Origin of the sequence: Luteimicrobium album, assembly GCF_030161555.1 — a bacterium.
Classification (GTDB): domain Bacteria; phylum Actinomycetota; class Actinomycetes; order Actinomycetales; family Cellulomonadaceae; genus Luteimicrobium; species Luteimicrobium album.
Genome location: NZ_BSUK01000001.1, coordinates 2,035,422 through 2,047,584 on the forward strand (window position 1 = coordinate 2,035,422; position 12,163 = coordinate 2,047,584).

General features: G+C 70.9%; 10 protein-coding genes and 1 pseudogene. All 11 read left to right on the plus strand.

The window, feature by feature from the left end; genetic code table 11:
• Positions 1 to 161: 161 nt before the first annotated feature.
• Positions 162 to 899, plus strand: coding sequence for a cutinase family protein (locus QQK45_RS10540; protein WP_284293222.1), 738 nt, complete (start codon positions 162 to 164; stop codon positions 897 to 899).
• A 476-nt stretch (positions 900 to 1,375) separates the two neighbouring features.
• Positions 1,376 to 3,756, plus strand: a pseudogene (gene purL, locus QQK45_RS10545) (phosphoribosylformylglycinamidine synthase subunit PurL).
• A 28-nt stretch (positions 3,757 to 3,784) separates the two neighbouring features.
• Positions 3,785 to 4,831, plus strand: coding sequence for a hypothetical protein (locus QQK45_RS10550; protein ID WP_284293223.1), 1,047 nt, complete (start codon positions 3,785 to 3,787; stop codon positions 4,829 to 4,831).
• 481 nt (positions 4,832 to 5,312) lie between these two features.
• Positions 5,313 to 6,044: a substrate-binding domain-containing protein gene (locus tag QQK45_RS10555; RefSeq protein ID WP_284295013.1), complete on the plus strand. Its 732-nt coding sequence runs from the start codon at positions 5,313 to 5,315 to the stop codon at positions 6,042 to 6,044.
• 20 nt (positions 6,045 to 6,064) lie between these two features.
• Complete coding sequence (locus QQK45_RS10560; protein WP_284293224.1) at positions 6,065 to 7,561, plus strand: sugar ABC transporter ATP-binding protein; 1,497 nt, start codon at positions 6,065 to 6,067, stop codon at positions 7,559 to 7,561.
• Positions 7,558 to 8,583, plus strand: a complete 1,026-nt coding sequence (locus tag QQK45_RS10565) for an ABC transporter permease (protein ID WP_284293225.1) — start codon at positions 7,558 to 7,560, stop codon at positions 8,581 to 8,583. Before QQK45_RS10560 ends, QQK45_RS10565 begins: the two co-directional genes overlap by 4 nt.
• A complete protein-coding gene (locus QQK45_RS10570) occupies positions 8,580 to 9,482 on the plus strand; it encodes an NAD-dependent epimerase/dehydratase family protein (protein WP_284293226.1) in 903 nt (300 codons plus the stop codon). Before QQK45_RS10565 ends, QQK45_RS10570 begins: the two co-directional genes overlap by 4 nt.
• On the plus strand, positions 9,479 to 9,862 hold the full coding sequence (locus QQK45_RS10575; RefSeq protein ID WP_284293227.1) for a hypothetical protein: 384 nt from the start codon (positions 9,479 to 9,481) through the stop codon (positions 9,860 to 9,862). The genes QQK45_RS10570 and QQK45_RS10575 overlap by 4 nt, the downstream gene beginning before the upstream one ends.
• On the plus strand, positions 9,856 to 10,395 hold the full coding sequence (locus QQK45_RS10580; protein WP_284293228.1) for an amidohydrolase family protein: 540 nt from the start codon (positions 9,856 to 9,858) through the stop codon (positions 10,393 to 10,395). Before QQK45_RS10575 ends, QQK45_RS10580 begins: the two co-directional genes overlap by 7 nt.
• Entirely contained in the window at positions 10,392 to 11,294 is a 903-nt protein-coding gene (locus QQK45_RS10585; RefSeq protein WP_284293230.1) for an NAD(P)-dependent oxidoreductase, read from the plus strand. Before QQK45_RS10580 ends, QQK45_RS10585 begins: the two co-directional genes overlap by 4 nt.
• A complete protein-coding gene (locus QQK45_RS10590; protein WP_284293231.1) occupies positions 11,291 to 12,088 on the plus strand; it encodes a FadR/GntR family transcriptional regulator in 798 nt (265 codons plus the stop codon). Before QQK45_RS10585 ends, QQK45_RS10590 begins: the two co-directional genes overlap by 4 nt.
• Positions 12,089 to 12,163: the final 75 nt, after the last annotated feature.

The window sequence follows — 12,163 nt, forward strand, 5'->3', positions numbered from 1 at the left end:
AGGCAAGTCCGCGATTTCGTTGGATGCCGGCGGACGGGACCGCCTACCACTATCGTGCTGTGCCGCTCACGACGACGTGGACGGCGACCCGGTGATCGACTGGAGGGACCACCATGAGGCTCAGCAGCAGGCTCCGCACTCTCGCCGTTCGTACCGCCGCCGTGGGCGCGGTTCTCGGCACTGCGCTCGCGGCACAGGCGGTGATCGCGACGAGCGCCTCGGCGACGTCGTCGAGCGCGGCATGCGCGAACATCGTGCAGATCGTCGTGCGTGGCTCGAACGAGGCGGCTGGCTCGAAGATCAGTGGAAACGTCTATACGTCGGGGGGCCTGGGGCGGATGTCGGTCGTCTCGTCGCGGGTCGCCTCCGGCACGAAGAAGTCGGTGCGGACCGTCGGCCTGGTCTACCCGGCGACCATCGCGCCGTCGCTCAGCGTCCTGGGCGGCTACCCGCAGAGCGAGGTGACCGGGCGCAACACGCTCGCGAAGGAGCTGAACCGCCTCGCGTCGTCGTGCCCGAGCTCGAAGACCGTCCTCATCGGGTACTCGCAGGGCGCCCACGTGATCGGTGACACCTTGTCCAACACGAATCCCGCAGGGCTGAAGGCAGCCGCGAAGAGCCGTGTCGCCGCGGTGTTCCTGACCGGTGACCCGGTGCGTCGATACGGCGAGTCGTTCAACAAGGGGGCCGGTGTCGGTGGTGGCTTGCTGCCGAACCGTGCGAAGGGCGACCTGAGCGGGGTGGCGAGCCGGTTGAACTCGTACTGCTACAAGGGCGACATGTTCTGCGACCCGGACCACCCGGTCTCCGGCAAGAGCGGCTCGACCATCCACGGCAGCTACGGCAACGCGACGATCGGCGCCTACGGCGCGTCGTTCATCCTCGGCAAGATCAAGTAGCGCCGCGAACCTGTTTGACCGGGTCCGGTCGAGCCTTCCCTCGGAAATGCCCGACCGTACCCGGCCACGCAGGTCGCCGGCGTCGTCAGCCGTTGCGCGAGGACCAGCCCGACCACGACGATCGCGACCCCGACGAGGTAGGCGAGGAGTCGTGACCCGGTGTCCTCGGGACGCCACCGTCGCGTCGAGCGTGCCGGCGTTCGCAGGTGAGCCGTAGCGGGCGGCGAGCTCGCTGTCGGGCGTGCAGGCGAGGAGCTTCTGCTTGGCGGGCTACGCCGCGTACTGCCTGGGGCCGGCGAGCGCGTCGGCGCGCCCAGGGAGGGGAGAGTCGGTGCCGGTCGCTGTGGAGCTCGACGACACGTTCGCCGGCTGGGTCGGCGAGGCGTACGCCGTCGGGCGTGGGGATCACCTCATCGGGCCCCGGTAGACTCGGGGCTGCGCCGTCGCGCACCCCACCACTCCACCTGAGGGACCCGATGACCGCCGCCCCCACGCCATCTTCTGCCGCGCCCACTCGACCTGTTGTGACGGACACCGTCGAGCGCGCCGCCGCGACGCCCGACGAGGTGCAGCCGTACGCCGAGCTCGGCCTCAAGCCGGACGAGTACCAGCGCATCCGCGACATCCTGGGCCGCCGCCCCACGGCCGCCGAGCTCGCGATGTACTCGGTCATGTGGTCGGAGCACTGCTCGTACAAGTCGTCGAAGGTGCACCTGTCGAAGTTCGGCAAGGCCACGACCGACGAGATGAAGGAGCACCTCCTCGTCGGGATCGGGGAGAACGCGGGCGTCGTCGACATCGGTGACGGCTGGGCGGTGACCTTCAAGGTCGAGTCGCACAACCACCCGAGCTTCGTCGAGCCGTACCAGGGCGCCGCGACCGGCGTCGGCGGCATCGTCCGCGACATCATCTCGATGGGTGCGCGCCCCGTGGCCGTCATGGACCAGCTCCGGTTCGGCGACGTCGACCACCCGGACACCGCGCGCGTCGTCCACGGCGTCGTGTCGGGCGTCGGCGGGTACGGGAACTCGCTCGGCCTGCCGAACATCGGCGGCGAGCTCGTCTTCGACGCGTCGTACCAGGGCAACCCGCTCGTCAACGCCCTGTGCGTGGGCGTGCTGCGCCACGAGGACATCCACCTCGCCAACGCGACCGGCGTCGGCAACAAGGTCGTGCTCTTCGGGGCGCGCACGGGCGGCGACGGCATCGGCGGCGCGTCGATCCTCGCGTCCGAGACGTTCGAGGACGGCGTCCCCGCGAAGCGCCCCAGCGTCCAGGTGGGCGACCCCTTCATGGAGAAGGTCCTCATCGAGTGCTGTCTGGAGCTCTTCCACGCGGGCGTCGTCGAGGGCATCCAGGACCTCGGCGCGGCCGGCATCTCGTGCGCCACCTCGGAGCTCGCGTCCAACGGCGACGGCGGCATGCACGTCTGGCTCGACGACGTCCTCCTGCGCGACCCCACGCTGACCGCCGGAGAGATCCTCATGTCGGAGTCGCAGGAGCGCATGATGGCGGTCGTCACGCCGGACAAGCTCGACGCCTTCCTCGCGATCACGGGCAAGTGGGACGTCGAGTCGTCCGTCGTGGGCGAGGTCAACGACTCCGGCCGCCTCACGATCGACCACCACGGCGAGCGCATCGTCGACGTCGATCCGCGCACCGTCGCGCACGAGGGCCCGGTCTACGAGCGCCCGTACGCGCGTCCGGCCTGGCAGGACGGGCTCGCGGCCGACACGCTCTCGTCCGCCGACGCGAAGAAGCACTACCCGCGCCCCACCTCCGGCGACGAGCTGCGCCGCACCGCGCTCAAGCTCCTCGCGAGCCCCAACCTCGCGTCCAAGGCGTGGGTCACCAACCAGTACGACCGGTTCGTCCAGGGCAACACGGCGCTCGCCCAGCCCGACGACGCCGGCGTCGTCCGCGTGGACGAGGAGACCGGGCTCGGGGTCGCCATCGCGACCGACGCGAACGGCCGCTACGCCAAGCTCGACCCGCGCGCCGGAGCGAAGCTCGCGCTCGCCGAGGCCTACCGGAACGTCGCGGCGTCGGGCGCCCGACCGCTCGCGGTGACCGACTGCCTCAACTTCGGCTCGCCCGAGGACCCCGACTCGATGTGGCAGCTCGTCGAGGCCGTCGAGGGGCTCGCGGACGCGTGCCGCGAGCTCGGTGTCCCGGTCACGGGCGGCAACGTGTCGCTCTACAACGGCACGGGCGAGCCCGGCCAGATCGACTCGTCGATCCACCCCACCCCGTGGTCGGCGTGCTCGGCGTGCTCGACGACGTCGCCCGCGTGACGCCGTCGGGCTGGCGCACCCACGGCGAGACGATCTACCTGCTCGGCACGACGCGCGGCGAGCTCGACGGGTCCGCGTGGGCCGACGTCGCGTACGCCCACCTCGGCGGCGTCCCGCCGCAGGTCGACCTCGCGGCCGAGAAGGCGCTCGCAGGCGTGCTCGTCCAGGGTGCGCGCGACGAGTTCGTCGAGGCCGCGCACGACCTGTCCGAGGGCGGCCTCGTCCAGGGCTTGTTCGAGGCGAGCCTGCGCTTCGGCGTCGGGGCGCGCGTGTCGCTCGACGCGCTGTGCGAGCGCGACGGCGTCACGCCGTTCGAGGCGCTGTTCTCCGAGTCGACCGGCCGGGCGCTCGTGGCCGTGCCTCGCGGCGAGGAGCAGCGGCTCGTCGACGCGTGCACCGCGCGCGGTGTCGCGGTCCTCAAGCTCGGCGTGGTCGGCTCGGCCGAGCCCGAGTCGGGCGCCGGTGACGCGGAGGAGTCGCTCGTCGTCGACGGGCTGTTCACCGTGCCGCTTAGCGAGGCGCGCGAGGCGTTCGAGGGTACGCTTCCCCGCATCTTCGGCTGACGACGGCGGCCGCGGCGAGGGGAGCGGCATGGGGTTGTTCGGCAGGCGGCGGGCCACGGACCCGTCCTCGTGGCGCGAGCTGTGGGAGGCGCTCGGCCCGCTCGGCGGCCGGCTGACCCCCGAGGCGGTCCGGCGCTGGGAGGACATCGTCGCGACGTCGCCGCCCGCGTTCATCGAGGCGGCATCCGAGCAGCTCGGGCACGCCTACCGGCTCCTCGGGACCGAGGCGCACGCCCGCGAGATCGGCCCCGGAGCGTTCGAGGGGACGGGCCGGCCGTTCGCCGCCGAGCGTTTCGGCCGGGTCGTCGACGCCGTCGTGGTGGCCGGACCCGACGCCGTCGCGCGGGTCGCGGCCGACGCGACCGCCGTCCGCTCGTACGCGGCGGCCGTTCCGCTGCTCGACCCCGTCCTCGCGTACCGCGGCGACGGCGACGTGACGCTCGGCGTCGAGCTCCTGCGGATCCGCGACCGGTCCCGCTTCGAGCGCGGCGCGGAGCTCCGTGCGCCGCGGTCGCGTCGCTTCGTGACGTCCGCCGCCGACCTGGACCGCGACGCCCTGCGCGCGTGGCCCAGCCTGCGCGGGCGGCAACCCGGCCAGGTGTGGACGGGGATCCGCGACCCCGAGGAGCCGTGGCTGGAGGTGGACGCGTCGGACCTCGACGTCGTCCCGGGGGCTTCGGACCTGGGCGACGTCGAGGCGACCCGAGCCGCGCAGCACGCCCGGGACGCGCCGGGGAGCTGGTACGGCGCGGGGCTCGCCGCGGCGGAGCGCCTGTTCACCGCGCTCGGCCCGGACGCGCTCGGCCCGGACGCCGCGACCGCCGGGGTGGCGCTCGTGTCGCTCGAGCTCGAGCACCCGGCAGACCCGAAGGTGGACGGGCCGGACCTCGAGCCCGGGCAGTGGGCCGAGATGCTGAGCGTGCCCCTCGTGCTCGACCCCACGGACGCCGCGACGACCGAGGGGGACGCGCGCACCGGCGTCCTGGCGCGGGCGTGCGCGCGCCGGCTGCTCGACCTCCCGCTCGTCGCGACCTCGCAGAACCTCCCGACGCTGAAGCGACTCGCAGGCTTCTGACGGACGCGCGTCGCAGACGTAGTCGGGGCGTACCTCTTGACAGTCGTCTCGGCATCTGAATAATCAGATCGTATGACTTATGGGCGGCACTGACGCCGAGAGGCGCGACGACGTTCGCGCAGTCATACCTGGACGCACCTCTTTCAAGGGAGAAAGACGAGATGAACCGACACATCGGGCGCATCGCCGCGACGGTCGCGGGGTCGGCGGCCGTCGTCATGATGGCGACCAGCTGTTCCTCCACCCCCGGAGGCTCCAGCGACTCGCTGGTCTCCAAGGTCGACGCGAGCGGGAAGACGGACATCGACGGCCTGCTCTCGTCGCTCGGTGAGCCGACGGCGCCGTCAGGCGACTCGAAGAAGATCTGCTACGTGACGCGGACCCTCTACGAGTACTGGGCCTACGAGAGCGACGGCTTCAAGAACCGTGCCACGAAGCTCGGTCTGACCCCCAGGTCATCGACATCTCGAGCGAGTCGGCGATCAGCGAGCAGCTCGACAAGGCGAAGAGCGCCCTCGCCAACCAGAACTGCGCCGCGATCCTCGCCTCGCCCATCACGGCGACCTCGCTCAACTCGGTCTTCAAGCAGGCGATCGCGAAGGGCGTGCCGGCGATCGTCCTCAACGACGCGAAGGGCACCCTCGAGGGATCGGTCTACGTCGGTCCCGACTCCGAGACCACGGGACAGCTCGCGGCGGACTACGTGGCGAAGAAGCTCCCCGACGGAGGAGACGTCGCCCTGATCGAGGGCGACCCGGGCTCGTCGAACGCCCTCGCCCGCGGCAAGGGATTCAAGGAGGGCATCGCCAAGCACGACGGCATCAAGATCGTCGCTACCCAGGCGGCGGCTGGGTGGGACGCCACCAAGGCGCAGGAGATCGCGACCACGATGCTCACGGCGCACCCCGACATCAAGGCCTTCTACTCCGAGAACGACGGCATGGCGATCGGGATCGCGGCAGCGATCAAGCAGGCGGGCCTCACCGGGAAGGTGATGCTCATCGGCACCGACGGCATCCCGCAGGCCAAGAAGTACATCGCCAGCGGCAAGATGACGGCCACCGTGAGTCAGCGTCCGCAGGTCGAGGGCGCCGCCGGCGTAGACGCGGCACTGTGGCTCCTCGCGGGCAAGAAGGTCCCTGCCTGGATCGAGGTCCCCGCGTTCGTCGTGGATGCGGACAACGTCGCGCAGTACGCGACGGGAATGCCGTAACCGCGAAGGGAAGGAGCGACATGAACACGCTGCTCGAGTTCCACGGGGTCGCCAAGGCCTTCCCCGGCGTCCGGGCGCTCGAAGACGTGACCTTCCGGCTCGACGCGGGCGAGGTCTGTGCGCTCGCCGGCGAGAACGGCGCGGGGAAGAGCACGCTCCTGGGCATCCTCGGTGGCTCTCACGCCCCGGACGCAGGATCGCTCACGATCGCGGGAAGCCGGCGCACGGTGCACACGCCGCGGCAGGCGCTCGCCGACGGCGTGCAGATCGCCCAGCAGGAGCCCGCTGTCGTCCCGCTGCTCACCGTCGACCAGAACCTCCAGCTCGGGCTGAGTCGCGCGGAGCGGCGTGAGCTCGCTCCGCGCACCGGGCGTGCGTACGAGGACCTGCGTGCCATGGGGTTCCCGCTCGCGCCGGACGCCAAGGTGATCGAGCTCAGCCCGGCCGAGCGTCAGGCGCTCGGTGTGGTCCGTGCCCTCGCACGGGCGACCCGTGTCGTCGCGCTCGACGAGCCCACGACCAGCATGGTCGAGTCGAACGTCGACCGGGTGCTCGAGTGCATCCGGAAGGCCGCCGTCGAACGGTCGCTCGGCGTGCTCTACGTGTCGCACCGGATGCGCGAGGTCATGACGGTCGCGGACTCGGTGGTGGTGCTGCGCGACGGCGCCGTGAACCTCCGTTCCGCGATCGACCAGACCGACGAGCACACGATCGTCGAGCGCATGGTCGGACGCCAGATCCTGCAGTTCAGCAGGGAGTCGAGCGTGCGACCGGGCGCCTCTCCGGTCATGCGGGTGCGCGACGCCGTCCACCCACGAGGGAATCGCCCGATCTCCCTCGAGGTCGCCCCAGGGGAGGTGCTCGGGATCGCCGGGCTCGTCGGGTCCGGCCGGACCGAGTTGCTGCGGTCGATCGTCCACGCGGACGACGGCGCCCGCTCCACGGTGGAGATCGAGGGACGCCCCGTGCACCTGCGCAACCCGCGCGACGCGCGGTCGGCCGGTATCGCGTTCGTCCCCGAGGACCGGAAGAAGCAGGGACTGGTGCTGGGGGCTCCCACCTACCTCAACGTCGTCATGACCGCGGGAGGGGAGTTCAGCCGCCTCGGGTTCGTCCGCCGACGCAGCGAGCGCTTGGCCGCGAGGGCCGTGACGGAGCGTCTCGCGCTCTCGCCCCGGGACGTCACGCTCGCCGCACGGCAGTTCTCGGGTGGCAACCAGCAGAAGGTCGTCGTCGCCAAGTGGGTGTGGCGCGACTCGGCGGTCTACCTCTTCGACGAGCCGACCAAGGGCGTGGACGTCGGAGGGAAGGTGGAGATCTACCAGGCCATCGACCGGCTGGCGGCCGACGGCAAGGGAGTCGTCGTCGTGTCGTCCGAGCTGCCCGAGCTCATCGCCCTGTGCGACCGGGTCCTGGTCATGCGGGAGGGCGCCGTCGTCGCGGAGCACGTCAAGGACAGCATCAACGAGGAGGACCTCGTGCGCAGCGCGATGGGACTCACGAAGGACGGGAAATGAGCAGCACCAAGATCAGCACGCGTCGACGCACCGTGAACCCCCAGGCGGTGGGGGTGGTGGCCGCGACGGTCCTCATCTTCGTCGTGTTCTCCGTGCTCAGCCCTGCGTTCCTCGGGCTCGACAACCTCCGTGACCTCGCCATCTCGGCGTGCGTCAACGCGATCATCGGGCTGGGCCTGACGTTCGTGATCATCACCGGCGGGATCGACCTCTCGGTGGGCTCGACGGCGAGCTTCGTCGGGGTCGTGTCCGCCACCCTCATGGTCAAGGCGGACATGCCGTCGATCCCGGCGATCGCCGTCGGGCTCGTGATCGGGTGCCTGTGCGGTGCACTCAACGGCATCCTGATCACGCGGCTCCGGCTCCAGCCGTTCATCGTCACGCTGGGGACGATGAGCGTGTACCAGGGTCTCGCGTACGTGGTCACGAACGGTGTCCCCGTCTACAACATCCCGGCGGACTTCACGACGATGCTCAACGGCTACGTCGGCGGCGTCCCCGTGATGGTCATCATCGTGCTGGTGCTGGGGGTACTGGCGTGGGCGCTCCTGCGCCGCACCCTCTTCGGGGAGAACGTGCTCGCGACCGGCGGAAGCGACGAGACCGCATGGCTGTCCGGGGTGCGCGTGGCGCGGGTCAAGGTGCTCGTGTACATGATCGCCGGAGGGTGCGCCGCTCTCGCCGGGCTGATCCTGGTCGCGCGGATCGACGCGGCCCAGACCGACGGCGGCAGCCCGTACCTCCTGACGGCCATCGCGTCCGCGGTCATCGGCGGTGCGAACCTCATGGGCGGCGAGGGGCGGATCTCCGGGACGCTCCTCGGTGCGCTGATCCTCGCGGCACTCACGAACGGGCTCGTCCTGCTCAACGTCCCGAGCTTCTACGAGCAGATCGTCACGGGTGTCGTCGTCGTCCTCGCGGTGTCCCTGGACCGCTCGGCCGGCTACCTGCGCTTCCTCCGTCGCCCGCCCTCGCGCTCGGGCTCGGACGCGCAGCCCGTCGAGCAGGAGGCTACGGCATGACGCGGCGGCGCGTGCTCGTCACCGGAGCCGGCGGGCTGATCGGCGTGGCGGTCGTCCGACGCCTGGACGCCCTGGGCTGGTCGGTGACCGGGCTGGAGCGGCCCGGCGTGACGCCTCCTCCCGAGTGCCGCCCGCTGCTCGCGGACGTCCGTGACGTGGCGGCGGTCGGTGACGCGATGGCGGGGCAGGACGCCGTCGTCCATCTGGCCGGGGTACCCGGGCTCGGCCTGGACACGCCCGAGGAGACGTACTCGATCAACACCCTGGGGACGTTCTGCGTGCTGCGCGCGGCCGCCGAGGCGGGCGTGCGTGACCTCGTCTTCGCGTCGAGCATCAACGCGAGCGGGATCCCCCTGAACGTGCACCCGGTATATCCGGAGGGATTTCCGTACGACGAGTCGACGCCTCCCGACGTCGCGGACTGGTACTCGCTGTCGAAGCTCGAGAACGAGCTCACCGGCGCCATGGTGGCGCGTCGCTACGGTGCGAAGGTGATCGGCCTGAGGTTCCCGCTCATCCGTGACTTCGCCGAAGCCCCCGCGACGCACGGCCGGCACATCGCCGCTCTCGTGGAGCGCGAGCCCCGTCGGGCCGCGTGCGACGGGTTCTCGTACCTCGACGTCCACGACGCCGCGGAGGCCGTCGCACGCGCGCTCGATGCCTCGGACGGTGAGCCGGGTGGGGTCCTCGTCGCAGCGCCGACGACCTATCTGACGATCGACACCGAGGCGGCACTCGCTCGGTGCGCCCCCGGGGTGCCGTGCACGGGCCTCCAAGGGCGAGAGGTGGCTCTCGACCTCTCTCGAGCGCGGCGTGTGCTGGGCGAGTGGCCTTTGCGCACCCTCGACGAGATCGCCCCGGGCGCTCTGTACGACCCGACGTGGGAGGTGGCGGCATGAGTCTCGCCGTCGTGGATGCGCACCATCACCTGTGGGACCTGGATCGGGCGAGCTACCCCTGGCTGGAAGGTCCCGCGAACCGGCGCTACCACGGCGACGACCTGCCGTTGCGGAGGCGGTTCCACGTCGAGGACTACCTGACGGAGGCCGGCGCGGTCGAGGTGGTCGGCGCCGTGCACGTCGAGGCCGGCGCCGCCGACGCCCTCGACGAGTGCCGGTGGGTCGCGGCGCAGGCTGCGGCGGCGAGCTTCCCGCTGGTGCACGTCGCCCGCATCGACATGCGTCGGGGAGACGTCAGCGGGTACCTGGATCGGCTCGGCGAGTTCGAGCTCGTCCGGGGGTGCGGCAGATCCTCAACTGGCACGACGACCCCGTGCTGAGCCACACCGACGACCCCCACGTCATCTGCTCGCAGACCTGGCGGGCGAACTTCGCCAGGCTTGCGGCCGCCGGTCTGTCGTTCGACCTGCAGGTGTTCGCGGGTCAGCTCCGCGACGCCGCTCGGCTGGCCGCGGACTATCCAGACGTCCGGATCATCCTGGATCATGCTGGGATGCCGATCCACCGCGATGCCGCGGCACTCGTCCAGTGGCGTGACGACCTGGCGCTTCTCGCGCGGTGCGAGAACGTCACGTGCAAGATCTCGGCGCTCGGGACGCTCGATCACCGCTGGTCGGTCGCGTCGTTGCGGCCCCTCGTCGAAGGTGTGATCGAGGTCTTCGGGTCGTCCCGCTCGATGTTCGCGAGCAACTTCCCCGTGGACGGGCTCTACTCTTCTATGCCGATGCTCTTCGACGCGTTCGCCGAGCTCGTCGTCGAGCTCACGCCGTCCGAGCGTGACGACCTCTTCCGGCGCACCGCCTGGGAGACCTACCGTCTACCGGGGCAGATCCCGACCGTGGAGCGACCATGAGACACCCGGAAGCACCCCGCACCGCATTCCTCGGCCTCGGGGCCATGGGGTTGCCCATGGCGACGAACCTCGTTCGCGGCGGTGTTCCCCTCACGGTCTGGAACCGGACGACCGCGAAGGCCGGCCCACTCGGCGCGGAAGGCGCGACGGTCGCGAGTCGCCTCTCCGACGCGGCGGTCGACGTCGTCCTGACCATGCTGACCGACCTGCGGGACGTCGAGGAGGTCCTCGACGCCGAGGACGGGCTCCTCGAGGGCTGGCTGCGGAACGGCGTCGAGACGCCGCTTCTCGTGATCATGGGAACGGTCTCGCCGCCCGGCGTCCAGAGTCTCGCCGAGCGCCTGGCCGCGTCGGCGGTCCGGGTCGTGGACGCACCCGTGAGCGGCGGTGACGTGGGTGCTGTCGAGGCCACCCTGAGCATCATGGTCGGAGGAGAGCGCGCCGACGTCGACCAGGTCCGTCCGCTGTTCGAGCTGATGGGAAGGGTCGTGCGGCATCTCGGCCCCGTCGGCAGCGGCCAGGTCGCGAAGGCGTGCAACCAGATCATCGTGGCGTCGACGGCGATGGTTCTGGCGGAGGCGTTCTCGTTCGCCCGGACGGCCGGGGTCGAGCTGGATCCGCTCGTCGAGCTCCTGAAGGGCGGGTTGGCCGACTCTGAGATGCTCCGGCAGAAGGGCTGGCGCTATCTCGAGCGGGAGTACGGCGGCGGCGGCGCGCTGAGGAACCAGGTCAAGGATCTTCGCTTCGCTCTCGAGCTCGGTCGGCGTGAAGAGATCCCGCTGCCGATGACGGCGGCCAGCGAGCAGTTCTTCACCGCGCTCGTCGCGATGGGCTACGGCGGCGAGGACCATACGGCGGCGCAACGCATCTACGAGATCACGAGCGGGGCAGACGCGTGAGCGACCGGAACGGCGCACGGCGAGACGAGGCGACCCCGAGGGCGGGTGGCGAGCAGTTCTCCCTCGCGGAGACCGGACGCATCATGCGACGGGGCCTCCACGGCCAGGTTCTCAACGTTCTGGGGCGGGAGATCGTCGACGGGGTCATCCCCGAGGGTGCGGTGCTGAACGCGGACGCCCTCCAGGAGCGGTTCGAGGTCTCACGGTCCGTCATCCGGGAGACGCTCCGCACGCTCGAGACCATGGGCATGGTGAGCGCACGGCCGCAGCGCGGCACTCTCGTGGCCTCACGGTCGAACTGGGACCTCCTCAACCAGCAGGTCGTTCTCTGGCGCGGCCAGGGGCAGCACTACTGGGACCAGATGCGGGACATCCTGGAGCTGAGGGCCGGTGTCGAGGTGGTCGCCGCGGGCCTCGCGGCGCGCCGTCGCCTCCCCGAGCACGTGGAGGCGCTGCAGCAGGCGATCGACAGGATGGACGACGCGGCCGCCCGGCAGGACTCGGCGGCGTTCATCGAGGCGGACATCGCGTTGCACACGCTGCTGTTCCACGGCTCGGGGAACGCCGTGATAGCGCAGCTCGCCAACGCGGTGGGCGCTGTGCTACGGACGAGGCTCCAGGATGCGAGCCATCTCTTCGGACATCGCACGGCGGGCTCGATCGCGAGCCACCGAGCGCTCGTCGAGGCGGTCGCGGCGGGGGACGAGGCGGCTGCCGTGAGCGGGGCCCGGCAGATCGTCGTCGACACCACCGACGAGCTGGAGCTCCGGCACTCCCACCCCATCCCCCTCTGACGCGAGCGTCGTCGTGGTCTCCACGACGGAGCCTGCCGTGAGGCATTCCGATCAAAAAGTCATACAAGCACACTA

Bases quoted from the DNA above. Each gene is read 5' to 3' on its own strand.
- QQK45_RS10550 (WP_284293223.1), top strand. From the start codon at position 3,785: ATGGGGTTGTTCGGCAGGCGGCGGGCCACGGACCCGTCCTCGTGGCGC.
- QQK45_RS10560 (WP_284293224.1), top strand. From the start codon at position 6,065: ATGAACACGCTGCTCGAGTTCCACGGGGTCGCCAAGGCCTTCCCCGGC.
- QQK45_RS10565 (WP_284293225.1), top strand. From the start codon at position 7,558: ATGAGCAGCACCAAGATCAGCACGCGTCGACGCACCGTGAACCCCCAG.
- QQK45_RS10570 (WP_284293226.1), top strand. From the start codon at position 8,580: ATGACGCGGCGGCGCGTGCTCGTCACCGGAGCCGGCGGGCTGATCGGC.
- QQK45_RS10575 (WP_284293227.1), top strand. From the start codon at position 9,479: ATGAGTCTCGCCGTCGTGGATGCGCACCATCACCTGTGGGACCTGGAT.
- QQK45_RS10585 (WP_284293230.1), top strand. From the start codon at position 10,392: ATGAGACACCCGGAAGCACCCCGCACCGCATTCCTCGGCCTCGGGGCC.